Genomic DNA, 22,502 nt, shown 5'->3' on the forward strand with positions numbered 1-22,502 from the left:
TCGCTGCTGATACCTGGCTGATACACAGCGCCGTCATACTGGCTGCATGAATGCTACCGCCACCCTTTTCGTCGTGGATGACGATGCCAGCATCCGCGATGCCATCGCCGACCATCTGCTGCTGCACGGCTACCGCGTGCGCCTGGCGGCCGATGCCGCGGCCATGGACGTGCTGCTGCAGGCCGAACGCCCCGACGCCATCATCCTGGATTGGATGATGCCGGGCGAAGACGGACTGTCGGTGTGCCGTCGCCTGCAGTCGCGGGCCATTCCGATCCTGATGCTGTCGGCCATGGGCAGTGCGCCGGACCGCGTGATCGGGCTGGAAATGGGCGCCGATGATTACCTGGGCAAACCGTTCGACCCACGCGAACTGCTGGCGCGGGTGCGCGCGCTGCTGCGCCGGCAGGAAAAAATGCACGCACAGACCCCCATCGAGCTGCGCTTTGCTGGCTGGCGCCTGCTGCCCGAGCAGCGCCGCCTGCTGGCACCGGACGGCGCCGAGGTCGCGCTCAGCCGCGGCGAGTTCTCCCTGCTGCAGGCGCTGGCTGAGCGGCCCGGCCGCGTGCTGGACCGCGAGCAATTGATGCAGCTGACCCGTGGCGATGACAGCGACAGCGTTGACCGCGCCGTCGATCTGGCGATCAGCCGCCTGCGCCGCAAACTGGCCCAGGCCGCCGGCGATGCCGAAGGATTGGTGCAGACCCTGCGCGGTGAGGGCTATCGCTTCGGTGCGACGGTGCAACGGCTGTGAGGCCGAGATGGAGCACCGCGCGCTGGATCGCCCTGCTGGCGCTCAGCAGCTTGCTGCTGGCAACGGCGGTCAGCATGGCGGTGGTCGGCTGGTTGCCGCGCCCGGCGGCGCCACAGATGCGGCTGGACCAGGCCATGCAGGTGCTGCGCGGCGAGCGTGCGGCTGCCAGCGTGGGGCTGCGCGTGGACCTGCGCAGGCAGGCACCAAAGGGAACCGCCCATGCGCGATTGCTGGCACTGGCCGCCGACGGGCTGCAGCAATCGGCCCAGCAGGTGCGGCTGGTGTGGACGGGCAACAGCCGTCCGCCGGATATCCATGTCGTGGCGGCCGAAAGCGGGCAGGGTAGTGCAGGCGATGCGGCGGTGGTGCGCGCCGCGCAGCAGGTGCTGGCCAGTCTGCCCTGGCCCCCGTTTGAACTGGCCGTGCAGCAGGCCGACGGGCGCTGGCGCGTAGTCAGCAGCGCCTACAGCGATCTGGCTGCGTGGCGCAGGCAGGTACTGCTGGCCCTGCTCGGCGGCACCGTGCTCCTGGCGCCGCTGGCCGCCTGGGCGGCGGTGCGGCTGGGCCGTCCGCTACGCCGGCTGGCCGAGGCCAGCGCCACGCTGGACCTGCATGCGCAGGCGCCGCTGCCCGACGATGGGCCGCGCGAAGTGCAGATGCTGGCCATCGCGCTGGATGCAGGGCGCACCCGCTTGCGCGAGCAGGCGCAGCAGATGACCCGCATGCTGGCCGCGGTGGCACACGATCTGCGTACGCCACTGACCGGCCTGCGCCTGCGCGCGGACTTCGCACCGCCCGCACAGGCCGAACGCATGGTGGCCGACATCGAGCGCATGAATGCCATGATCGAGCAGGTGCTGGACTACGCCCGCGGCGAGTTGCAGCCATCGCAGCTGCAGCTGATGGACGTCGCGCCGCTGCTGGACGACTGCGTGCAGGCGGCGCGGCTGCGCGGTGTCGACCTGACGGCAGTGCTGCCCGCGACCTTGCCGTGCCGGGCCGACGCCCTGCTGCTGCTGCGCGCGCTGGATAACCTGATCGACAATGCCAGCCGCTACGCGGGCGCAGTGGAACTGCGCGCCGCGCAATGCGAGCAAACGCTGCAACTGGATGTGATGGATCGCGGCCCCGGCATTCCTGCGGAAGATCGTCAGCGCCTGCTGCAGCCCTTCCAGCGCAGCGAAAGCTCGCGCAGCCGCGCCACCGGCGGCACCGGCCTGGGCTTGGCCGTTGCTGCCAATGCCGCCCGCCACCACGGCGGTTCCCTGCAGCTGCTGGACCGCGAAGGCGGCGGCCTGATCGCCCGCCTGCACCTGCCCCGGTAGCGTCGAGCAAGCTCGACTGCTTTGCTCCTGCCGACTCTACCGGCCAGGTCGTGGATCCACGCCATGGGTGGATGATTCCCTTGCATTCACCATTCCTGCATCAATATGATTAGCCGCCTAATCAAATGGAAATGCAAGGTGCTGGAAGCAAAACACACCGCGCTGATCGAAGAAGCCACCCGGCGCAGCCACGCCAACGTGGCCCAACTGAGCCTGTGCTTCCAGCTGCTCTCCGTATCCGCCGCGATCGACCGCGACTGCGCCACGCGGCTCGCCCCGCATGGTCTCAGTGAGGGGCGCTTCATCGTGCTGTTCCTGCTGCACGGCGCCGGCGGCACGCTGCCGCCGCATGAACTGGCCGAACGCGCAGGGGTCAGCCGCGCCACCATCAGTGGCCTGTTGGACGGGTTGCAGCGCGAGGGGCTGCTGCAGCGACGCAACGACGCCGAAGATGGGCGCCGCCTGCAGATCGTGCTGACCGCGCGCGGCAAGCGCCTGGCTGAAGACCTGTTCAACCAGCACACGCAATGGATAGGCGGTCTGTTCGATGGCCTGGATGGCGCGGAGCAGGTGCAGCTTTCGCGGTTGTTGGCCAAGGTCTGGCAGCACACCGACAGTGGCCGCTCGTCTCAGCCATGAGCACGGTGATCATCCCCACGCGGCAACGTGAGCTGGATACCGGCGCCGCGGCCAGTACGCACCTGGCCGAATGCCTTGCGGTGGATTTTGCAGCACTGCTGCGCGCCGTTGCGGATGTTCCGCAACACGCGCTGCAGCGCATGCGCGATGCCGCCAGCAAGGGCATCACCCAGCGCATGGCGCTGGCCGCAGTGCTGCTGCGCGAAGCCGGGCAGGGCGCAGTCGTGCCATGGCAGTCGCATCCCTCGGACACCGTGCGTGGCTGGGCCTGCTACCTGATTGGCAGTGATCACACGCTTACCTTGCCCGACAAGCTGCAGACCCTGCGCCCGCTGGCCGACGACCCGCATTTTGGCGTGCGCGAATGGGCATGGCTGGCGGTGCGTGCCGATATTGTCGCGGCCCCGTTGCAGGCGCTGCAGCTGTTGCTGCCGTGGTCCCGGGACGCCTCTCCATTCCTGCGCCGCTATGCCTGCGAAGCACTGCGACCACGCGGGGTGTGGGCCACGCATATCGCGGTATTCAAACAGGAACCAGAACATGCGCTGCCGCTGCTGGAAGCGTTGGCCAACGACCCCGAACGCTACGTGCAGGACTCGGTAGGCAACTGGCTGAACGATGCCGGCAAGACCCAGCCGCACTGGCTGCGCGAACTGTGCGACCGCTGGCAGCGCGAACACGCCAGCAGCGCCAATGCTTACATCCGCACCCGCGCCCAACGCTCCCTCACGAAGTTGTAGAGTCGAGCTTGCTCGACTGCTGTCCACCTCACTCGAGCAAGCTCGACTCTATCCAGCCCACCGACCCGCCCGCACCATCGCGGCACATGCGCATGTCATCGATTCGGGGTAAACATGGCGACTGCCCATGTCCACCCGCAGGGAAGTCGATCATGCAGAGCAAGCTCCAGGTCACGCTGTACGGAACCCTTGGCGACAGCCCGGCGTTGCAGTTGCCGGGCGCGGAGGGTCCATCGGTGGCCATCCTGGAATCCACCCTGCGCCGGCTGGTGTCTGATCTCTACACCGCGCGCTCGCTGCTCAATCCGGAGCAACTGGACGAAGCCCGGCAGGAACTGGACCGCGTGGTGGAGCGCTGGGTGGACATCCACGAAGGCCTGCTGCTGGATCTGGAAGTCCACGGCAAGCGTTGATGCCAGCAGGGCTGAACCGCAGCCCCAGTTGCGAATGAAACAGTTGGCACCCGCCAAAACCCTGTGTTATCAATACATCCCATGAACGCAGCCCACGCCAGCTTTTATTGGTATTACTTTCCGAAGCCCCAGGCGGAGGAAGGACTGCGCTCACCCTGAAGAAACCTTCAGACGCATTCCCGAAAGCCGCCAGCGAACCTGGCGGCTTTTTTCTTGTCGCCACGCTGCGGACCCCCACCTTCCGTAGAGACCCCCGCCATGCCCCCGCACACCGACGACCTGCGTATCCGCACCATCGAACCGCTGACACCGCCTGCCCAGCTGCTGGCGATGCTGCCCTGCGACGATGAAGCCTCCGACACCGTCAGCGCCTCGCGCGCGGCCCTGCATCAGATCCTGCACGGCCGCGACGACCGCCTGGCCGTGGTGGTCGGCCCGTGCTCGATCCACGATCCGCACGCGGCCATCGAGTACGCCCAGCGCTTGAAGCCCCTGCGCGATGCGCTGGCCGGCGAACTGGAGATCGTCATGCGCGTGTACTTCGAGAAGCCGCGCACCACGGTGGGCTGGAAGGGCCTGATCAACGACCCGGACCTGGATGGCAGCTTCAAGATCGACAAGGGCCTGCGCATTGCCCGCGGCCTGCTGCGCGACATCAACAAGCTGGGTCTGCCGGCCGGCGTCGAGTTCCTCGATGTGATTTCGCCGCAGTACATCGCCGATCTGGTCGCTTGGGGCGCCATTGGCGCGCGCACCACCGAAAGCCAGGTACACCGTGAACTGGCCTCGGGCCTTTCCTGCCCGGTCGGCTTCAAGAACGGCACCGATGGCAACGTGAAGATTGCGGCCGATGCAGTGGGCGCAGCGTCCAACCCGCACCACTTCCTGTCGGTGACCAAGCAGGGCGGCACCGCCATCGTGTCGACCACCGGCAACCCGGATTGCCATGTGATCCTGCGCGGCGGCAAGCAGCCGAACTACGACGCGGCCAGCGTGGGCGAGGCCTGCCAGGCACTGGCCAAGGCCAAGCTGCCGACCCGTCTGATGATCGATGCCAGCCACGCCAACAGCCTCAAGAACCCCGAAAACCAGCCGAAGGTGATCGAGGACATCGCCACCCAGCTGGAAGACGGCGAACAGCGCATCGTCGGGGTGATGGTGGAAAGTCACCTGGTCGGCGGCCGCCAGGAACTGGTGGAGGGCCAGCCGCTGGTCTACGGGCAGAGCATCACCGATGGCTGCATTGATTGGGACACCACCGTGCAGGTGCTGGAGCGCTTGGCCGCTGCCGTACGCGCCCGCCGTGAAGTGAAGGTGTCCGAAGCCGCTTGAGTGCGGCACGTGTGTGGATGGCGGCCAGCGCCTGCGGGGGTGCGGCCGCGATCAGGGTCAGTCGGAGTTGGAGACCGACCCGTCCGCACCGGCGATGCGCCTGGCGCTGCGTAAGTGCGACAGCGCCAGGTACATCGCCGGGGTGGTGATGTTGGTTCTTGTAGAATCGAGCCATGCTCGACTTGCGCGCGAAGCGCGTTGGTTTCATGCAAACAGCAGTCGAGCATGGCTCGACTCTACATGGCCTTTTTTTTCCGCACTCTCGCCAACGCCAGATACATCGCCGGGGTCGTGTACAGCGTCAGCCACTGGCTGACCAGCAACCCGCCCACAATCGCGATGCCCAGCGGTTGCCGCAGTTCCCAGCCCTCGCCATTGGCCAGCATCAGCGGCAGCGTGCCCAGCAGCGCCGCCAGCGAGGTCATCAGGATCGGCCGCAGGCGAAGCCGTGCTGCGTCCATCACCGCGTCGTGCGCGCTCAGTCCACGCCGCTCGCCGGCCAGGGCGAAGTCCACCAACAGAATCGTGTTCTTCATCACCACGCCCACCAGCAGGAACAACCCCAGCAACGCGATCAGGTTCAATTCGTTGCCGAACAGCCACAGCGCCAGCAGCGCACCGATGCCGGCCGAGGGCAGGGTGGACAGGATCACCAGCGGCTGCAGGAAGCTCTCGTAGAGGATGCCCAGCACCAGGTAGACCGCCAACGTGGCGCCCAGCACCAGCCACAGCTGCCGTGCGCGCAGGCTGTCCAGCCCACCGGCCTCACCGGACAGCTTGGCCTGCACGGTGCGCGGCAGCATCAGCTTGGCCATCGCGGCGTTGATCGCCTGCGTGGCCTGTTCCAGGCCGACGCCCGGCGCCAGTGCGAATTCGATCCAGATCGAGGCGAACTGTTCGCTGTGGTAGATGCGGTCCGGCGCCATGCCATAGCGCCAGCTGGCGATGGTCGACAGCGGAATGCGCTGGCCGCTGCCATCGATCACCTGCAGCCGCGCCAGCGTGCCCGGGTCCTGGGTGTGCTTCGGGTCCAGTTCCATCACTACCCGGTACTGGTTCAGGCTGTCATACAGGGTGGCGACCTGGCGCTGGCTGAAGGAGTTGTTGAGCATGTTGGCGACGGTGCGCAGGTCCACGCCGTGGCGTGCAGCCGCTTCGCGGTCGATGTCCAGCACTACCTGGCGCATGCCGGCCTCGCCCTGCGCTTCCACGTCCACCAGCTCGGGCAGGGCGCGCAGCGCGGCGCCGACCTTCGGCGCCCACTCGCGCAGCGGCGCCATGTCCGCCGACAGCAGCTGGAACTCGTACTGGCCGCTGCTGCCGCCGCCTTCCAGGCGGATGTCCTGGTCGACCCACAGGTACAGGTTGCCGCCGGGCAGCTTGGGCAGGCGCGCGCGCAGGCGATCGATCACCTCCTGGCTGGACACCTTGCGCTCGGCCAGCGGCTTCATCTTGATCATCATGAAGGCGTTGTTGACCCCGTTGCTGCCACCGATATAGCCAATGATGTCCTCGATGGCCGGGTCGGACAGCAGCAGCTTGCGGTAGGCATCGATCTTCGGCTGCATGGCCTGGAACGAGAGGCCATCGTCGCCACGGGCGAAGCCGCGCAGCTGTGCGGTGTCCTGCTTGGGCACCACGCCCTTGGGCACTTGCTGGAACAACCAGGCGTTGAGCGCGATGACCGCCACGAAGGCCAGCAGCGGCCAGCGCAGCCGGCGCAGGCAGGCCTGCAGCGTGCGCAGGTAGGCGGTGCGCACGCGCTCGAACAGCGCGTTGCTGCCGCGCTGCCAGCGTGAGGCGTGCTGCGCGTCATCGACGAACAGGCGCGCGCACAGCATCGGCACCAGGCTGAGCGCAACCACCACCGACACGCTCATCGCCGCCACCAGGGTCAGCGAGAATTCGCGGAACAGGCGCTCGACGAAGTCATCCAGGAACAGGATGGAGACGAACACCACGGCCAGCGCCACGTTCATCGACAGCAGGGTGGCGCCCACTTCAGCCGCGCCACGCACGGCGGCCTGCCAGCGGTCGGCGCCCAGCTCGCGATGGCGGGCGATGTTTTCCAGCACCACGATGGCATCGTCCACCACCAGCACCGCGGCCACGATCAGCGCCATCAGCGAAAGCGTGTTGAGCGAAAAGCCCATCAGCGCCACCAGCGCCAGCGTGCCGAACAGCACCACCGGGATGGCCACGCTGGGCACCAGCGCCGCGCGCCAGTGGCCGAGGAAGCCAAGCACCACCAGCACCACCAGGGCGATGGCCAGCACCAGGGTCAGTTCGGCTTCGTGCAGGGTCGCGCGGATGACCGGCGAGCGGTCCATCACCAGCCGCATGTCCACGCTGGGTGGCAGCAGCGCATGCAGCTGCGGCAGCTGCGCCTGGATGGCATCGACGGTAGCGATGATGTTCGCGCCGGGCTGGCGGCTGACGATCAGCAGCACCGCCGGGCGCTCGTTGTGGAAGCCGCTGGCGTAGCGGTCTTCCACGCCATCGGCCACCACCGCCACATCGCCCAGGCGCAGGGTGCGGTCGTCGCTCACCTTCAGCGCCAGCGCGCGGTACTGCGCGGCCTGGCGCAGCTGCAGCGGCGCTTCCAGCTGCCACTGCTGGCGGTCGTCGCCCACCGCACCCAACGGGCGCACCGCGTTGGCGCGGCTGATGACCTGGGCCACGTCTTCCAGTGCCAGGCCGGCGTGGTTCAGCGCATTCGGGTCCAGCGATACGCGCACGGCCGGCAGCGCACTGCCGCCCACCTGCACTTCGCCCACGCCCGGTACCTGCGACAGCTTCTGCGCCAGCACGGTGGAGGCCAGGTCGTACAGCTGGCCCGGCGGCAGCGTGTCCGAGGTCAGTGCCAGCGCCAGGATCGGCGCCTGCGAGGGGTTCACCTTGCGGTACTGCGGCATGCCGGGCATGCCACTGGGCAGCTGACCGCGTGCGAGATTGATCGCCGCCTGCACCTCGCGCGCGGCCTCGTCGATATCGCGGCCGAGCACGAACTTCAGCTCCACCGAGGTCTGGCCCTGGGTGCTGGCCGAATCGATGCGCGAGATGCCGGGCAGGCTGCCGAGGGCGCGTTCCAGCGGCGTGGCCACGGTGGCGGCCATCGATTCGGGCGAGGCACCGGGCAGGCTGGCGCTCACTTCGATGGCCGGGTAATCCACCTGCGGCAGCGGCGCCACCGGCAGCAGGCGCAGCGCCAGCAGACCGGCCAGCACCAATGCCACCGCCAGCAGGATCGTCGCTACCGGTCGCTGCACGCAGGCCTGGGCCAGGCGTGCGATGGGGCTCATGCGCGCGCCTCTTCAGGCGTGGCGAGGGTGGCCGAGCGCCGGCGCTGCAGGCGATCAAAGGCCAGATAGATCACCGGCGTGGTGAACAGGGTCAGCACCTGGCTGACCAGCAGGCCACCGACCATCACCCAGCCCAGCGGCTGCCGCAGTTCCGCGCCCGAGCCACTGGCCAGCATCAACGGCACCGCGCCGAACAACGCGGCCAGCGTGGTCATCAGGATCGGACGGAAGCGCAGCAGCGCCGCCTGGTGGATCGCCTCGCGCGGGGTCATGCCACGCGTGCGCTGCGCGTCCAGCGCGAAGTCGATCATCATGATCGCGTTCTTCTTCACCAGGCCGATCAGCAGCACGATGCCGATCACCGCGATCAGGTCGAGGCTGCGCCCGCTCACCCACAGCGCGGCCAGCGCACCGACCGTGGCCGAGGGCAGGGTGGAGAGGATGGTGATGGGGTGCACGAAGCTCTCATAGAGCACGCCCAGCACGATGTACATCACCACCACCGCGGCGAGGATCAGCCACAGCGTGGACGACAGCGAACTGCTGAACGCCGCCGCCGCACCCTGCAGGCGCAGTTCGATGCTTTCGGGCAGGGCGACCTGCGTGCGCGCCGCTTCCACGGCGGCGGTGGCTTCGCCCAGCGAGGCGCCCGGTGCCAGGTTGAACGACAGCGTGGCCGCCGGGAACTGGCCGACATGGTTGCGCAGCAGGGCCGCCGGCCCCAGTTCCACCCGCGCCACCGCGCCCAGCGGCACGGTCTGCCCGTCGCTGTTGCGCACGCGCAGGCCGCTGATGGCATCGGGGCCGGGCTGGCGCGAGGGATCGGCTTCCAGCACCACGCGGTACTGGCTGGCCTGGGTGAAGATGGTGGAAATCTGCCGCTGCCCGTAGGCGTCGTACAGCGCATCGGCCACGGCTTCCACGCTCACGTTCAGGCGCGCGGCGGCATCGCGGTCGATGTTCACCCGCGCCTGCCGGCCCTGCATCTGCAGATCGCTGGCCACATCGCGCAGTGCCGGCTGCTGGCGCAGCGCCTGCAGCAGCTTCGGCGTCCACGTTTCCAGCGTCTGCTGCTCCGGCGTGGTCAGGGTGAACTGGTACTGGTTGCGGCTGATGCGGTCTTCGATGCCCAGCTCCTGCACCGGCTGCAGGTACAGGGTGATGCCGGGAATCTTCGATACGCGCTGCTGCAGCCGTTCCATCACCACGGCGGCGCCGTCGCGGTCGCCATGTGGCTTCAGTTCGATCAGCAGGCGGCCGGTGTTGAGCGTGGCATTGTTGCCGTCCACGCCGATGTAGGACGACACGCTGGCCACCGCCTCGTCGGCTTCGATGGCTGCCGCCAGCGCCTGCTGGCGCTCGCGCATGGCCTGGAACGAGATCGCCTGCGGGGCCTCGCTGATGCCCTGCACCAGGCCGGCATCCTGCACCGGGAAGAAGCCCTTGGGCACGGCGAAATACAGCGCCACGGTCAGCGCCAGCGTGGCAACGGTGGCCAGCAGCATCAGCGGCTGGCGCTGCAGCACCCAACTCAGCTGGCGGTCGTAGATGGCGATGATGCGGTCGAAGACATCGCGCTTGGGGGCGGATGGGGTCGGAGCCCCAAGGGGATCCGACCCCTCAGCCACCGGGGTCAGATCCCCGTGGGGCTCTGACCCCTTCGCATGCGGCTTCAGGAAGCGCGCACACAGCATCGGCGTCAGCGTCAGCGACACCAGCAGCGAGATGCCGATCGCCACCGCCAGCGTCACCGCGAACTCATGGAACAGCGCGCCCACCAGGTCGGCCATGAACAGCAGCGGGATCAGCACCGCGATCAGCGAAACAGTGAGCGAGACCAGGGTGAAGCCGATCTCGGCAGCACCCTTCAGCGCCGCCTCGCGCGGGCTCTCGCCTTCTTCCAGGTGGCGGGCGATGTTCTCCAGCATCACGATGGCATCGTCCACCACGAAGCCGGTGGCGATGGTCAGCGCCATCAGCGTGAGGTTGTTGAGCGAATAGCCGGCCAGCAGCATCACCGCGAATGTGCCGATCAGTGACAGCGGCACCGCCACGCTGGGAATGAGCGTGGCCGGCAGGTTGCGCAGGAACACCCAGGTGACCAGCACCACCAGGCCGATGGCCAGCACCAGTTCCTTCTGCACGCCGCGCACGGAGGCGCGGATCGATTCGGTGCGGTCGCTCAGCACGTTCATCTGCACGCCGGCCGGCAGCGTGGCCTGCAGCTGCGGCAGCAGCGTGCGCACCTGCTCGACCACGGCGATCACGTTCGCACCGGGCTGGCGCTGGATGTTCACCAGCACCGCCGGCGTGGTGCCGCTCCAGGCGGCCAGCTGGCGGTTCTCGGCGCCATCGGTGATGGTCGCCACGTCGCCCAGGCGCAGCGGCGCGCCCTCGCGCCAGGCCAGCACCAGCGCGCGGTACTCATCGACGCTGCGCATCTGGTCGTTGGCATCGAGCATCACCGCACGGATCGGGCCGTCGAAGCTGCCCTTGGGCAGGTTCACATTCGCGGCCGCAATGGCCGTGCGGATGTGGTCCATGCCCAGCCCATTGGCCGCCAGCGCGGCAGCATTGACCTGGATGCGCACCGCAGGCCGCTGGCCACCGGCCAGGCTGACCAGGCCGACGCCGGGCAGCTGCGCCAGGCGCTGGGCGATGCGCGTATCCACCATGTCGTGCACCTGTGGCAGCGCCAGCGCCTGCGAGGTCACCGCCAGGGTGAGGATGGGCGTGTCGGCCGGGTTGACCTTGCGGTACACCGGCGGCACCGGCAGATCGCCGGGCAGGAAGCTGCCGGCGGCGTTGATGGCTGCCTGCACGTCCTGCTCGGCCACCCCCAGCGACACGTCCAGGCCGAACTGCAGGGTGATGACCGAGGCCCCGCCGGAGCTGGTGGACGACAGCTGCTTCAGGCCGGGAATCTGCCCCAGCTGGCGTTCCAGCGGCGCGGTGATGGTGCGCGTGGTCAGTTCCGGGCTGGCGCCTGGGTACAGCGTGGTGATCTGGATGATCGGGTAATCGACCTGCGGCAGCGCCGCCACTGGCAGCAGCCGGTAGGCCAGCACGCCGGACAGCAGCAGGGCCACCATCAGCAGCGTTGTTGCGACCGGGCGCAGGATGAAGGGGCGCGACAGGTTCATGCGCCGGCCTTGGCCGCCTTCGCTGCAGCTGCGGGCTGTTCGGCCACGATCTCCACGGCGGTGCCGTCTTCCAGGCCATCGATGCCTTCGATCACCACCTGGTCACCGGCCTGCAGGCCGGAGCGCACGGCCACGCGGCCCTCATCGGCCGGGCCCAGCACCACGGTGCGGCGCTGCGCCTTGTTGTCCTTGTCGACGATGTGCACGTAGTTGCCCTGGCTGCCGAACTGCACGGCGGCATCGGGAATCAGCAGCGCCGGTTGTTCGCCCAGCTGCAGGCGCACGTTGACGAACTGGTTGGGGAACAGCCCCTGGTCTGCGTTGTCGAACTGCGCGCGCAGCTTCAACGTGCCGGTGGCGGTGTCGATGCGGTTGTCCACGCTGGACAGCGCGCCGTGCGCCAGCTGCGTGTGTTCTTCGCGGTCCCAGGCTTCCACGGCCAGCGCCGGCTGTGCCTGTACCGCGTCCAGCAGCGCCGGCAGTTCCGGTTCGGGCACGGTGAACAGTACGCTGATCGGCGCGGTCTGGGCCAGGGTGACCAGGCCTTCGGCATCGCTGGCCTGCACCAGGTTGCCCACGTCCAGCCGGCGCAGGCCCACGCGGCCGCCTACCGGGGCGATGATGCGGGTGTACTGCAGCTGCAGGCGCGCTTCGTCCACGGCGGCCTGGTCGCTGATGCGACGGCCCTGCAGCTGGCGCACCTTGCTCTGCTGGTCGCTCAGTTCCTGCGCTGAAACGAAGTGCTGGCGCTGCAGTTCGCGGTAGCGCTGCAACTGGCGTTCGGCGTTTTCCAGCTCCGCCAGGTTCTGCTGCTGGGTGCCCTGTGCCTGCGCCAGCTTCACTTCGTACGGGCGCGGGTCGATCTGCGCCAGCAGATCGCCGGCCTTCACCTGCTGTCCTTCCTGGAAGTGCAGGCGCATCAGCTCGCCGTCCACGCGGCTGCGCACCACCACGCTGTGCAGCGGGGTGACCGTGCCCACCGCTTTCAGGCGCAGTACCAGCGGCTCGGCGCTGGCCCGCGCCACGCGCACCGGCACGGTCTTGCCCGGGCCCGCGGCCACGGTTGCCTCGGCGCGCGGCCATGCCCACCAGGCCACCAGACCGGCCACGATGATGACGACGGGAATCGCCCACCAGCGGCGGGAACGGGGAGGGGTGCTACGGGACGGCTCAACAGCGGACATGGGGCATCCTGCGCCCTGCGCACGCGCAGGGACATGTACGCCCGGTCGCGCATCACGCGCAGCGGGCAACGGGGGAGGGGAGTGTCTGGCGGGACCGCGACGCGGTGTGGCTGGATGCCGTCGCGCGTGCGACGGGGCGCCCATGGTAGCCAATCAGCCCGCCGATTGCCGCATGACCAAGGTCATGCCCGACCGCTCTTGTAGAGTCGAGCCATGCTCGACTGCTTCTGCCAGGAACAGTCGAGCATGGCTCGACTCTACGAAGCGCAATCAATGCACTTCGTCGTGGTACACGAACTTGGGCATTTCCCAGCGGTAATGGATCGCCAAAAGCCGCAGCGCGAAGCCACCGCCCAGGCAGCACAGGATCGCCGTGGCATCGGCCACGCCCCAGTGCAGCAACAGCAGATACACCGCACCGGTCAGCAGCGAGATGATCGCGTACAGCTCCTTCTGGAAGATCAGCGGCACTTCGTTGCAGAGGATGTCGCGCAGCACGCCACCGAAGGCGCCGGTCAGCATGCCGGCAATCAGCACGATCGGCATCGCGTGGCCGGCCTCGCGCGCGATCGAGCAGCCAATCAGGGTAAAGGCGATCAGACCCAGGCCATCAAGCACCAGGAAGGTCCGGCGGAAGTGGTGCATCCAGCGCGCCACCCAGGTGGCGATCAGCGCCGCACACACGGTGAAGGCCAGGTACTCGGGATGCTTCACCCAGCCCAGCGGGTAATGGCCCAGCAGGATGTCGCGCAGCGAACCGCCGCCGAGGGCGGTCACACAGGCAATCATGACCACGCCGAACAGATCCATGCGGCGGCGGCCTGCAGACAGGGCGCCGGTCATGGCTTCGGCGGAAATGGCGATCAGGTAGATGATGGACAACAGCATGGGGTCAGGCTCCGGGCGCGGTGGGGCCGGCCATGCGCGTATACCGCCACTGCCTGCGCAATGACGGAATGACGATGACCGGTGCCGCTCCCGCTGTCCTTTTGCCTGAGAGTTCAGCGGAATGAACCGCGTGCCCCTTCGGCGGATCGCGGCGGGCGTGCCCGGCGACCTCTCTCCAGCTCGGCGTGTCGAATGCATGGTTGGTGGGATTCCAGCCCACCGGCCTGAGCGATCATGGGAGCCTGCGCCTTCGGCGGGCGCCAGCGTGGCGCCTCTCTCCTGCATTCGGGCGCCAGTATATCCGCTGCAGTGCAGCACGGCATAATCGGCGGCATGGCCCCTTCCCCCCGCCCGTGGTTCCTGTACCTGCTTGAATGCCGCGACGGCAGTTACTACGCCGGCATCAGCACCGACGTGGCGGCCCGTTTCGCCGCCCACCAGGCCGGCAAGGGTGCGCGCTATACCCGGGCGCGACCGCCGCTGCAGATCCTGGCCGTGCGCGAGTACCCCGACCGCGCGGCCGCCTCGCGCGCCGAATGGCAGCTCAAGCAGCAGCCGCGCGAACGCAAGCTGGCCTGGCTGCAGGCCGACGCCGCCCATGCCATGATCGCCACACCCATCGACACAGGGACCGTCCGATGAAGACCTGCTGGATGCTGCTGTTCACCACCGGCATGGCCTTGCCGGCCTGCGCCCAGACCCCGCCGCCGCTGCAGCACGGGCAGATCGGCACCGCCGCAGAGCTGGCCACGCAACGTGGGCCGACCCCGCCCGAGCCCATCCACCTGCACCGCGACCGGGTGCCGCCCGATCTGGTTGACCTGATTCCGCTCGCTGAAATGTGGGGCATCAGCGATGACGTGCTGCGCGACGAGATGCAGGAGCGTGCAACCGCAGCGGAGAAGCAGGCCTTGGGGGATGCGTTGAAGGATCGCCATGCACGCATCACCGCGTGGCTCGACAGTTTTCCGCAGGGTCAGTTGATGTCCGACGAAGCCGCCGCCTTCATGTACATGCAGTTGAGCGCCGACGAAATGGGCTTGATGCAGTAGAACCACGCCATGCGTGGATGCAGTTGGGGAGTGATCGCCATGGGTGCTGCCGGTAAAGCGTGGATTTCAATCATTGTGCTGGTGGCCGGCATCGCGCTGCTGCCCGGCCTGCTCTACCTGCTCGGGCTGGCGCTGGTGGACGGTCGGCCGAAGCCGGCCGACCGCGCGCCCAGTGGTGTGGCGGCATGCAGCAGTGAACCGCGCACGGGCTACCAGCAGATGAATCCCTGGGGCTTCGTCGTGCAGCTCTTCGACGAGGATGCGAGGAAAGCGAACGTGCCCGTGTTCGAGCAGGAGGCCTACTGGGTTGCCCGCCGCCACCTGATGCAGCAGCCTCGGCACGGCATGCTGCGCTGGCAGTTGAGCAGCACGGCACTGACGATCTGGATCACCCGGCATTGGAGTGCCGGGCAGATTGCCGACACCGCGAGGAAGGAAGACTTCTGCCACGTGTGGCCGAGCCCTCCCGGCTCCGGCGGCCCGATGAACCGGTAGATCCACGCCATGCGTGGATGGCGCCGCCGGGGTCAGAGCCCTTTCCTGCGCAAAGGGATCTGACGCTGCCTCCGTTACCTCGGCCGGCGATCTTCCTGGTCATCACCAAAAATGATGCGCGCGCTGCGCTGGTAGCTCCAGTAAGCCACTGCCCAGTTCAACAGCACCACGATGCGGTTGCGGAAGCCGATCAGGAAGAACACGTGCGCGGCCAGCCAGAACCACCAGGCCAGGATGCCCGACAGCTGCAGCTTGCCCAGGTGCACGATCGCGGCCATGCGACCGATGGTGGCCAGGTTGCCGTAATCGGCGTACTTGAATGCCCCGGGCTCGGCCTTGCCGTGCAGGCGCGCGCGGATCGTTTCGGCCACGTGCTTGCCCATCTGCTTGGCAGCCGGTGCCACGCCTGGCACGGGGCGGCCATCGGCTTGGCTGACGGCGGCCAGATCGCCGGCCACGAACAGTTCGGGGTGGCCGGGCAGGGTCAGGTCCGGCTGCACCTGCACCCGGCCGGCGCGATCGAGCGGCACGTCCAGGGTTTTTGCCAGCGGTGAGGCGGCCACGCCAGCGGCCCACACCACCGTGCGCGCAGGCACGAACTGGTCGCCCAGCTTGAACCCCTGGCTGTCGATATCACTGACCGGGGTACCGGTCAGCACTTCCACGCCCAGCTTTTCCAGCTGCCGGCGTGCCTTCAGCGAAAGCACTTCCGGGAACGAGGACAGTACGCGCGGGCCGGCTTCCACCAGCCGCACCTTGGCGCTGGCCGGGTCGATGTGGCGGAACTCGTTGCGCAGGGTGTGGCGGGCGATCTCGGCCAGCGTACCGGCCAGTTCCACACCGGTGGGACCACCACCCACCACGGCGAAGCTCAGCCAGGCGGCCTTCTTTTCCGGGTCCGGCTCGGCTTCGGCGCGCTCGAACGCCAGCAGCAGCTTGCGGCGTAGCGCGATCGCATCGTCCAGGGTTTTCAGGCCCGGTGCATCGGCGGCCCACTGGTCGTTGCCGAAGTAGGCGTGGGTGGCGCCGGTGGCCAGCAACAGGCTGTCATAGCCCAGCGTGCTGCCATCGGCCAGGGTGAGCTGGCGGGCCTGTTTTTCAATGCCCACCACTTCACCCAGGCGCACTTCCACGTTGCGCTGGTGGCCCAGGATATGCCGCAGCGGCGCGGCGATATCGGGTGCGGACAGGCCTGCGGTGGCGACCTGGTACAGCAGGGGTTGGAACAGGTGGTGGTTGCGGCGGTCGACCAGGGTGATCCTGATCCGTTCGCGTGCCAGGGCACGGGTGGCCCAGAGGCCCGCGAAACCGCCGCCGATGATGACCAGGTGGGGGACTGGTTCGCGGCTCATCGACGTACTCCGGAAGGGGTGGATGTCGCCCGGCATCATCGCACGTCACATGCCCGCCCAACGGGATCGGCGATACTCGGTTCAGGCCGCAGCCCCTTCGCCGAGGAACCCATGTCCGAACCGGAAAAGCGCATTGCCCTGCTGATCGACGCCGACAACGCGCCGGCATCGAAGATTGATGAAGTGCTGGCCGAAGTGGCCCGCCACGGCGTGGCCAACGTGCGCCGCGCCTACGGCAACTGGAAGAGCCCGCGCTTGAAGGGCTGGGAGGCGGTGCTGCACGAGTACGCCATCCGCCCCATCCAGCAGTTCGCCTACAGCAAGGGCAAGAATGCATCGGACATGGCCATGGTGATCGATGCCATGGACCTGCTGTACGCACGCAACCTGGATGGCTTCGCCATCGTGTCCAGCGATGCCGACTTCACCCCGATGGTGATGCGCCTGCTGACCGACGGGGTGAAGGTCTATGGCTTCGGCGAAAAGAAGACGCCCGAGCCGTTCGTCAACGCCTGTTCCAAGTTCACCTATCTGGAAGCCCTGGGCCAGGCCCATGCCAGCGTGCCCGATGCCGACGCATCCGAAGTGGAGCGGACCGCCAGCGAACAGGCCGCCAGCGATGAAGCCCGCCCGCGCAAGAGCGGCGCCGAAATGCGCAGTGATACCCGCCTGGTGAAGATGCTGCGCCGCGCGGTGTCGTCGGCCGAAGGCGAAGACGGTTGGTCGCACCTGGGGCCGGTGGGCAGCCAGATCGGCAACCAGGCCTCGTTCGACCCGCGCAACTATGGCTATGGAAAGCTCAGCGACCTGCTGGCGGCGATCGGTCTGTTCGAGCTGAAGAAGGACGGCAAATCGTCCTATGTGCGCGCGCTGCCAAAGAAGAACCGGTAGCGCAGCACAGCGCGTTTGATCGGCGTATCGTAGCGGCTCCGCGCCAGCGTGGCGCACCGCTGCAGGCAAGGAACAAACGCATGTTGAAGATCTGGGGCCGCCGCAATTCCAGCAACGTCCGCAAGGTGCTGTGGTGTGCCGAGGAAATCGGGCTGCCGTATGAATCCATCGAAGTGGGCGGCAGCCACGGCGGCACGCAGTCGGCCGAATACCTGGCAATGAATCCCAACAGCCTGGTGCCGGTCATCGAAGACCACGGCCTGCCGCTGTGGGAATCGAACACCATCGTGCGCTACCTGAGCGCGCGCTACGCGCTGGGCACGCTGTATGCCGAAGACGCGATGGAACGGGCCCAGGCCGAGAAGTGGATGGACTGGAGCACCTCGCGCATGGCGCCGCTGTACTCCGAACTGATCTGGGGCATCATGCGCACCGCCCCGGCCGACCGCGACGAAGCGCGCATCAATGCGGCCATCGTGCGTGCCGGCGAATACCTGGCCATGGCCGATGCCACCCTGGCCAAGCAGCCGTGGCTGTCCGGCGACCGCTTCGCGATGGGCGACATCCCGCTGGGATCGCTGGTCTATGCCTGGTTCGAACTGCCGATCCAGCGCCCGGACCTGCCGCATGTAGCACAGTGGTACGCGCGACTGCGCGAGCGCCCGGCGTACCAGCGCGGCGTGATGTCGCCGCTGACGTAAGCGCGCGTCGCCCGGGGTCGGAGCCCACCCGACGGGTGGGGTCTGACCCCACACCGGCGGCCACCGCGGTAGCGCCGGGCCATGCCCGGCGGAGGCCACCCCGCAACCTTCAATACAGATCCGTCGGGTCCACATCCAGCGACCAGCGCACCTTGCGTGCTTCCGGCAGCGCGTACAGCTGCGGCACCAGCTGCGCCAGCACCCCATGCAGGGGCGGCCGCTGCGGCGCCGACAGCAGCAGCTGCGTGCGCTGGTAACCGGCACGGCGCGGCATCGGCGCCGGCATCGGCCCGTACGCTTCCACCACGTTCTGTTCGCCCAGCAGGTGCCGCGCCGCCAGCAGGAAGGCGTTGGCATGCTCGACCTGCTGCGCCTCGGCACGCATCAGTGCCAGGTGCGCGAAAGGCGGGAAGCCGGCGGCCTGGCGCTGGTTCAGTTCGGCCTGTGCGAAGGGGTGGTAGCCACCGTTCACCAGGGTTTCCAGCAGCGGGTGCCCCGGGTGATGGGTCTGCAGCCAGACCTCGCCGGGATCGCGCGCGCGGCCGGCGCGGCCGGCCACCTGGATCAACTGCTGGGCCAGCTTCTCGCTGGCGCGGAAATCGGCGGAGAACAGCCCTTCGTCGATGCCCACCACCACCACCAGGGTCAGCTTGGGCAGGTCGTGGCCCTTGGCCAGGATCTGCGTGCCGACCAGGATGCCGGGCTGGTCCCCCAGTTTCGCCAGCTGCTGTTCCAGCGCATCGCGGCGTGAGGTGGTGCCGCGATCGATGCGCACCACGGGGTAGTCGGCGAAGGCGCTGACCAGATGTTCTTCCAGCCGCTCGGTACCGATGCCCTGCGGCTGCAGGGCCAGGCTGGCACAGGCCGGGCAGGCCAGCGGCGCCGGTTGGCGTGCGCCGCAGTGGTGGCACTGCAGGCGGCGGCCGCCCCCATGCACGGTCATCGGCGCATCGCAGCGTTGGCACGGTGCGGTCCAGCCGCAGTCGTGGCACAGCAGCACCGGGGCGTAGCCGCGGCGGTTCTTGAATACCAGCACCTGCTGCCCGCGCTGCAGGTGTTCGCCGATGCCGGCCAGCACTTCGTCGCTCAAGCCATCGCGCAGCGGCCGCTTGCGCACATCCAGGATGCGCACGCGCGGTGGCCGTGCATCGCCGGCGCGCTGCTTCAGGCGCAGGTGCGCGTAGCGGCCGGCGTAGGTGTTGTGCAGGGTTTCCAGTGACGGCGTGGCGCTGCCCAGCAGCACGGGAATGCCCAGGGCCTTGGCCCGCACCAGGGCGAAGTCGCGCGCGTGGTAGCGGATGCCGTCCTGCTGCTTGTAGCTGCCGTCGTGTTCCTCGTCCACGATCAACAGACCGGCCTGCGGCAGCGGGGTGAACACGGCCGAACGGGTGCCGACGATCACCCGTGCTTCGCCGCGCGATGCTGCTGCCCACACGCGTGCGCGCTCGTTGTCGTTCAGCCCCGAATGCAGCGCATGCACGGGAATGCCCAGGCGGCCACGGAAGCGCGCCAGGGTCTGCGGGGTCAGGCCGATTTCCGGCACCAGCACCAGCGCCTGCCGGCCCTGCGCCAGGCAATGGATGATGGCCTGCAGGTAGACCTCGGTCTTGCCGCTGCCGGTCACTCCATCCAGCAGGAACGGCTGGAAGCCATCGGCTGCGGTGATCGCGGCCACGGCATCGGCCTGGTCGGGGTTCAATGTCGGGCCGGGCAACGGGTGCGCGTGGCGCGGGGCCACCGCCAACGCCACCCGCTCGGCCAGGCCGCGCTTGGCCAGGCTGCGGGCCGCCGTGCGCCAATCGGGCATGCGGGCGCCCAGCACGTCTTCGTCCACCACGGCCTCGGCCAGGTGTTCGGCCAGTTGCCGCGGTCGGCTGCCGGCGCGAAGTTTTTCGCGCTGGGTGCGGCCATCGTCGGTCAGCTGCCAGCCCCAGTGATGGGTGTCGGGCAGCGGCTCGCCGTGCCGCAGCGGGCCGGGCAGGGCGGTGCTGACCACTTCACCCAAGGGCGCGTGGGTGTAGCGGGCCAGCCATTGCAGGCTGTGCCACAGCTCGCCCTGCAGCAGGGGGTGCGGGTCCACCCAGGCCAGCGCCTGGCGCAGCCCCTGCGTGTCCTCTGCCTGGCCCAGGCCGGCCACCATGCCCACCAGTTCACGGTTGCCGAAGGGCACCCTCAACCGGCAGCCCACCGCGTCGGCCGGCGCCTGGCCGTCGGGGGCCAGGTAGTCGAACAGGCGGGGCAGGGGAACGGGCAGCGCGACCTGCAGGGTCGGAATCAGTGCGGGCATGGGCGCAGTTTACCGGCCCATGCGCGCCCGCATGGCAGGTTGCTGCCCGGCGGCGATCCATCGCGGCATTCATAAATGTCACCTAAATGCAGGCGGCTATTAGAGATTCAGTCTTATCCACATCTTCTGTGGATAAGTTTGTGCGTTACCCGTCGGCGATGACGCGGGAAGCCGATGGCGACGGCCTCGCGGTTGCGTTGGTCAAAAAATAGCCACATAAAAAAGTGCTTGAATATCAACAACATTGATGTGAAACATTGCTGAAACACGCTGAATTCAGGGCTCCATGCCCGGCGCCCCAAGTCAGGTCTTGATGCTGTGCACAACCTGCAGCACGAAGTGCCCATGGGCGCAAGCCCTGCCGGCGGCCAAGGGCCTGCCGCTATCATGCCGGCAGACCTTTGGAGTGACCGATGACGGCTGTGCCCGCCCCTGTTTCCTCGACCGCGGCCGGCGCGCTGTCGGCGTTCCTGCGTGGCGTCGAGCGCCGCGCGCTGGTGGTTGCCGAGCTGCAGTGCGGCGACCCCGTCCGTGCCGAGCAGACCCTGGTGGCGGTCATGCGTGCTTTCGCCGCGGTGGCCAGCGACCTGCCCATGGCGCAGTGGCCCACCCGCTTCTGGACCCTGTTGGGCCAGCGCCAGGCGCTGCGTGAGCCGTCCGCCGGGCAGTGGCCGCCGTCGCTGGCCGCGCTGGGCGACATGGACCCCGTGCCGCGCCTGGCCCTGCTGCTGCGGGTGGGCGGCAGCCTGGACGAAAGCATTGCCACGCGGGTGCTGGACACCGACGAGAGCGGCTACCAGCAGCTGCTGGCCGCGGCCTGTCCTCGCGATGCCAGCGGCCAGCCCGATGCCGCCGCCTGGCGCGGCCTGGCCGAGCAGGTGCAGCTGCGCATCCGCGACCTGCCGGCCAAGCGCCTGCAGCAGTTGCAGCAGCCGGCCGCACCGGGCAGCAGCACGCAGGGCCCGACCCCCGGCTGGCGCGCGCCCGAACGCGACGAGCGCACGCCGGCGCCCGGCAAGCGCCGCCGCCCGAATGCGCGCCCGCGCTGGCGCGGCCCGCTGATCCTGCTGGTCACCGTGGCCGTGCTGTTGGCCGCCGCGCTGGGCTGGCGCCACTGGCAGGGCCTGCGCACGGCCAACGATGCCCCGCTGCCGGAAGGCGTGGTGGGCGAGGCGGGGCCGGTGACGGTGGAATCGCTGCCGCCGACCGACGTGCAGGCATCGGCCGCGGTCGACAGCCACGCCGCCGAGGATGCCGCGATGCTGGCCGACCGTGACTACCCGCTGGTGGCCGACGCCGATCTGTATGCCTGGAGCGCCGCCGGTGGCCCGCTGCCGGTGGATGAATCCGAACCCAAACCGACCCACCCCGAACCGGTGGGTGCCGCGCTGGAAACCTCTGCTGCCGATGAATAAGTTCCCGCTGGCCGGCCTGCTGCTGGCCCTGCCGATGTGCGCCGCCGCCGCGCCGAATGCGCTGGACCTGCCTCCGCCCACGGCGGTGCCGGCCAGTGCGGTTGATGCCGCGTCGCCGGCCGGGTTCGCCCATCTGGATGGGGCCACCCAGCGCCAACGGCGGGCCGATTACGCGGCCTGGCGCGCGCTGCCGGAAGGCGAGCGAGAGCGCATCCGCGTGGCCGCCTCGCGCTTTGCCGCCCTGCCGGCCGCCCAGCAACAGCAGCTGCGCGAGCAGTTCCAGGCGCAGGACCAGGCCTTCCGCGAGGGCTGGCGGCTGGGCCCGCAGCTGGGCCAGCAGTTCCCCAAGCTGCACGGCCTGTTCGGCTTCGTGCCGCCGGAACAGCGTGAAGCCGCGCTGGTAGTGCTGCGCCAGCTCAGCCCCGCACAATTGTCGCAATTGACTTTGGTGGCGCAGCGCACGCCGCCGCAGGAACGCGATGCGGTGCGCAGCGCATTCCTGGCCCTGCCGGCGGCCGAGCGTGACAGCTGGCTGAAGCGCCAGGCCGGGCAGTAGCGGCGGGGGATCTGATGGGGAATGGGCGGGGTA

At 68.6% G+C, this 22,502-nt stretch carries 19 protein-coding genes and 2 riboswitches; of the genes, 13 read left to right on the forward strand and 6 right to left on the reverse strand.

Annotation, left to right across the window (positions count from 1 at the left end; translation table 11 throughout):
* Positions 1 to 46 precede the first annotated feature (46 nt).
* The 6 genes from C1922_RS13900 to C1922_RS13925 all read left to right on the forward strand — a co-directional run bounded on the left by C1922_RS13900 (position 47) and on the right by C1922_RS13925 (position 5,203).
* Positions 47 to 754, forward strand: coding sequence for a response regulator transcription factor (locus tag C1922_RS13900; protein WP_108750290.1), 708 nt, complete (start codon positions 47 to 49; stop codon positions 752 to 754).
* 32 nt (positions 755 to 786) lie between these two features.
* Positions 787 to 2,079: a HAMP domain-containing sensor histidine kinase gene (locus C1922_RS13905; protein WP_108751604.1), complete on the forward strand. Its 1,293-nt coding sequence runs from the start codon at positions 787 to 789 to the stop codon at positions 2,077 to 2,079.
* Positions 2,080 to 2,217: 138 nt separating this feature from the next.
* Positions 2,218 to 2,718, forward strand: coding sequence for a MarR family transcriptional regulator (locus tag C1922_RS13910; RefSeq protein WP_108750291.1), 501 nt, complete (start codon positions 2,218 to 2,220; stop codon positions 2,716 to 2,718).
* A complete protein-coding gene (locus tag C1922_RS13915) occupies positions 2,715 to 3,458 on the forward strand; it encodes a DNA alkylation repair protein (RefSeq protein WP_108750292.1) in 744 nt (247 codons plus the stop codon). Before C1922_RS13910 ends, C1922_RS13915 begins: the two co-directional genes overlap by 4 nt.
* A 152-nt stretch (positions 3,459 to 3,610) precedes the next feature.
* The gene (locus tag C1922_RS13920; RefSeq protein WP_108750293.1) at positions 3,611 to 3,871 is read left to right on the forward strand and encodes a hypothetical protein; all 261 of its coding nucleotides are present in this window, start codon (positions 3,611 to 3,613) and stop codon (positions 3,869 to 3,871) included.
* A gap of 258 nt (positions 3,872 to 4,129) precedes the next feature.
* Positions 4,130 to 5,203, forward strand: coding sequence for a 3-deoxy-7-phosphoheptulonate synthase (locus C1922_RS13925; RefSeq protein WP_108750294.1), 1,074 nt, complete (start codon positions 4,130 to 4,132; stop codon positions 5,201 to 5,203).
* 236 nt (positions 5,204 to 5,439) lie between these two features.
* Here C1922_RS13925 and C1922_RS13935 read toward each other — a convergent pair whose 3' ends face one another.
* From C1922_RS13935 to C1922_RS13950, 4 genes are all read right to left on the reverse strand, one after another.
* Positions 5,440 to 8,505 carry an efflux RND transporter permease subunit gene (locus C1922_RS13935; RefSeq protein ID WP_108750296.1) on the reverse strand — a complete coding sequence of 1,022 codons (3,066 nt, stop codon included), beginning with the start codon at positions 8,503 to 8,505 and terminating at the stop codon, positions 5,440 to 5,442.
* Complete coding sequence (locus tag C1922_RS13940; RefSeq protein ID WP_108750297.1) at positions 8,502 to 11,648, reverse strand: multidrug efflux RND transporter permease subunit; 3,147 nt, start codon at positions 11,646 to 11,648, stop codon at positions 8,502 to 8,504. Before C1922_RS13940 ends, C1922_RS13935 begins: the two co-directional genes overlap by 4 nt.
* Positions 11,645 to 12,832 (reverse strand): MdtA/MuxA family multidrug efflux RND transporter periplasmic adaptor subunit, encoded by a 1,188-nt coding sequence (locus C1922_RS13945; protein WP_108750298.1) that lies wholly within the window; start codon positions 12,830 to 12,832, stop codon positions 11,645 to 11,647. The genes C1922_RS13940 and C1922_RS13945 overlap by 4 nt, the downstream gene beginning before the upstream one ends.
* Before the next feature lie 270 nt (positions 12,833 to 13,102).
* Entirely contained in the window at positions 13,103 to 13,720 is a 618-nt protein-coding gene (locus tag C1922_RS13950; RefSeq protein WP_108750299.1) for a trimeric intracellular cation channel family protein, read from the reverse strand.
* 83 nt (positions 13,721 to 13,803) lie between these two features.
* Positions 13,804 to 13,909: riboswitch (glycine riboswitch) on the reverse strand.
* Positions 13,910 to 13,922: 13 nt separating this feature from the next.
* A riboswitch (glycine riboswitch) is annotated at positions 13,923 to 14,012 on the reverse strand.
* 41 nt (positions 14,013 to 14,053) lie between these two features.
* Here C1922_RS13950 and C1922_RS13955 point away from each other — a divergent pair.
* Genes C1922_RS13955 through C1922_RS13965 form a run of 3 tightly spaced genes read left to right on the forward strand, consistent with a single transcriptional unit; the run spans position 14,054 to position 15,267 of the window.
* On the forward strand, positions 14,054 to 14,362 hold the full coding sequence (locus C1922_RS13955) for a GIY-YIG nuclease family protein (RefSeq protein WP_108751605.1): 309 nt from the start codon (positions 14,054 to 14,056) through the stop codon (positions 14,360 to 14,362).
* Positions 14,359 to 14,772, forward strand: coding sequence for a hypothetical protein (locus C1922_RS13960; RefSeq protein WP_108750300.1), 414 nt, complete (start codon positions 14,359 to 14,361; stop codon positions 14,770 to 14,772). The genes C1922_RS13955 and C1922_RS13960 overlap by 4 nt, the downstream gene beginning before the upstream one ends.
* A gap of 39 nt (positions 14,773 to 14,811) precedes the next feature.
* Positions 14,812 to 15,267: a hypothetical protein gene (locus tag C1922_RS13965; protein ID WP_108751606.1), complete on the forward strand. Its 456-nt coding sequence runs from the start codon at positions 14,812 to 14,814 to the stop codon at positions 15,265 to 15,267.
* A 74-nt stretch (positions 15,268 to 15,341) separates the two neighbouring features.
* On the opposite strand, the gene C1922_RS13970 is transcribed toward C1922_RS13965, so the two are convergent.
* Entirely contained in the window at positions 15,342 to 16,619 is a 1,278-nt protein-coding gene (locus C1922_RS13970) for an NAD(P)/FAD-dependent oxidoreductase (protein WP_108750301.1), read from the reverse strand.
* A gap of 111 nt (positions 16,620 to 16,730) precedes the next feature.
* On the opposite strand from C1922_RS13970, the gene C1922_RS13975 reads away from it, so the two are divergent.
* A complete protein-coding gene (locus C1922_RS13975; RefSeq protein ID WP_108750302.1) occupies positions 16,731 to 17,510 on the forward strand; it encodes an NYN domain-containing protein in 780 nt (259 codons plus the stop codon).
* 80 nt (positions 17,511 to 17,590) lie between these two features.
* On the forward strand, positions 17,591 to 18,211 hold the full coding sequence (locus C1922_RS13980) for a glutathione S-transferase (protein WP_108750303.1): 621 nt from the start codon (positions 17,591 to 17,593) through the stop codon (positions 18,209 to 18,211).
* 109 nt (positions 18,212 to 18,320) lie between these two features.
* On the opposite strand, the gene C1922_RS13985 is transcribed toward C1922_RS13980, so the two are convergent.
* Positions 18,321 to 20,498, reverse strand: coding sequence for a primosomal protein N' (locus C1922_RS13985; RefSeq protein WP_108750304.1), 2,178 nt, complete (start codon positions 20,496 to 20,498; stop codon positions 18,321 to 18,323).
* A gap of 413 nt (positions 20,499 to 20,911) precedes the next feature.
* Between C1922_RS13985 and C1922_RS13990 the strand changes: the two genes are divergently transcribed.
* Together C1922_RS13990 and C1922_RS13995 are read left to right on the forward strand one after the other, a co-directional pair.
* Complete coding sequence (locus tag C1922_RS13990; RefSeq protein ID WP_108750305.1) at positions 20,912 to 21,913, forward strand: hypothetical protein; 1,002 nt, start codon at positions 20,912 to 20,914, stop codon at positions 21,911 to 21,913.
* The gene (locus tag C1922_RS13995; protein WP_108750306.1) at positions 21,906 to 22,469 is read left to right on the forward strand and encodes a DUF3106 domain-containing protein; all 564 of its coding nucleotides are present in this window, start codon (positions 21,906 to 21,908) and stop codon (positions 22,467 to 22,469) included. The genes C1922_RS13990 and C1922_RS13995 overlap by 8 nt, the downstream gene beginning before the upstream one ends.
* Positions 22,470 to 22,502 lie beyond the last annotated feature (33 nt).

It is taken from the genome of Stenotrophomonas sp. ZAC14D2_NAIMI4_7 (assembly GCF_003086675.1).
In the GTDB taxonomy this organism is placed as follows: domain Bacteria; phylum Pseudomonadota; class Gammaproteobacteria; order Xanthomonadales; family Xanthomonadaceae; genus Stenotrophomonas.

Bases quoted from the DNA above. Each gene is read 5' to 3' on its own strand.
- C1922_RS13900 (WP_108750290.1), top strand. From the start codon at position 47: ATGAATGCTACCGCCACCCTTTTCGTCGTGGATGACGATGCCAGCATC.
- C1922_RS13915 (WP_108750292.1), top strand. From the start codon at position 2,715: ATGAGCACGGTGATCATCCCCACGCGGCAACGTGAGCTGGATACCGGC.
- C1922_RS13920 (WP_108750293.1), top strand. From the start codon at position 3,611: ATGCAGAGCAAGCTCCAGGTCACGCTGTACGGAACCCTTGGCGACAGC.
- C1922_RS13925 (WP_108750294.1), top strand. From the start codon at position 4,130: ATGCCCCCGCACACCGACGACCTGCGTATCCGCACCATCGAACCGCTG.
- C1922_RS13935 (WP_108750296.1), bottom strand. From the start codon at position 8,505: ATGAGCCCCATCGCACGCCTGGCCCAGGCCTGCGTGCAGCGACCGGTA.
- C1922_RS13940 (WP_108750297.1), bottom strand. From the start codon at position 11,648: ATGAACCTGTCGCGCCCCTTCATCCTGCGCCCGGTCGCAACAACGCTG.
- C1922_RS13945 (WP_108750298.1), bottom strand. From the start codon at position 12,832: ATGTCCGCTGTTGAGCCGTCCCGTAGCACCCCTCCCCGTTCCCGCCGC.
- C1922_RS13950 (WP_108750299.1), bottom strand. From the start codon at position 13,720: ATGCTGTTGTCCATCATCTACCTGATCGCCATTTCCGCCGAAGCCATG.
- C1922_RS13955 (WP_108751605.1), top strand. From the start codon at position 14,054: ATGGCCCCTTCCCCCCGCCCGTGGTTCCTGTACCTGCTTGAATGCCGC.
- C1922_RS13960 (WP_108750300.1), top strand. From the start codon at position 14,359: ATGAAGACCTGCTGGATGCTGCTGTTCACCACCGGCATGGCCTTGCCG.
- C1922_RS13965 (WP_108751606.1), top strand. From the start codon at position 14,812: ATGGGTGCTGCCGGTAAAGCGTGGATTTCAATCATTGTGCTGGTGGCC.
- C1922_RS13970 (WP_108750301.1), bottom strand. From the start codon at position 16,619: ATGAGCCGCGAACCAGTCCCCCACCTGGTCATCATCGGCGGCGGTTTC.
- C1922_RS13975 (WP_108750302.1), top strand. From the start codon at position 16,731: ATGTCCGAACCGGAAAAGCGCATTGCCCTGCTGATCGACGCCGACAAC.
- C1922_RS13980 (WP_108750303.1), top strand. From the start codon at position 17,591: ATGTTGAAGATCTGGGGCCGCCGCAATTCCAGCAACGTCCGCAAGGTG.
- C1922_RS13985 (WP_108750304.1), bottom strand. From the start codon at position 20,498: ATGCCCGCACTGATTCCGACCCTGCAGGTCGCGCTGCCCGTTCCCCTG.
- C1922_RS13990 (WP_108750305.1), top strand. From the start codon at position 20,912: ATGACGGCTGTGCCCGCCCCTGTTTCCTCGACCGCGGCCGGCGCGCTG.
- C1922_RS13995 (WP_108750306.1), top strand. From the start codon at position 21,906: ATGAATAAGTTCCCGCTGGCCGGCCTGCTGCTGGCCCTGCCGATGTGC.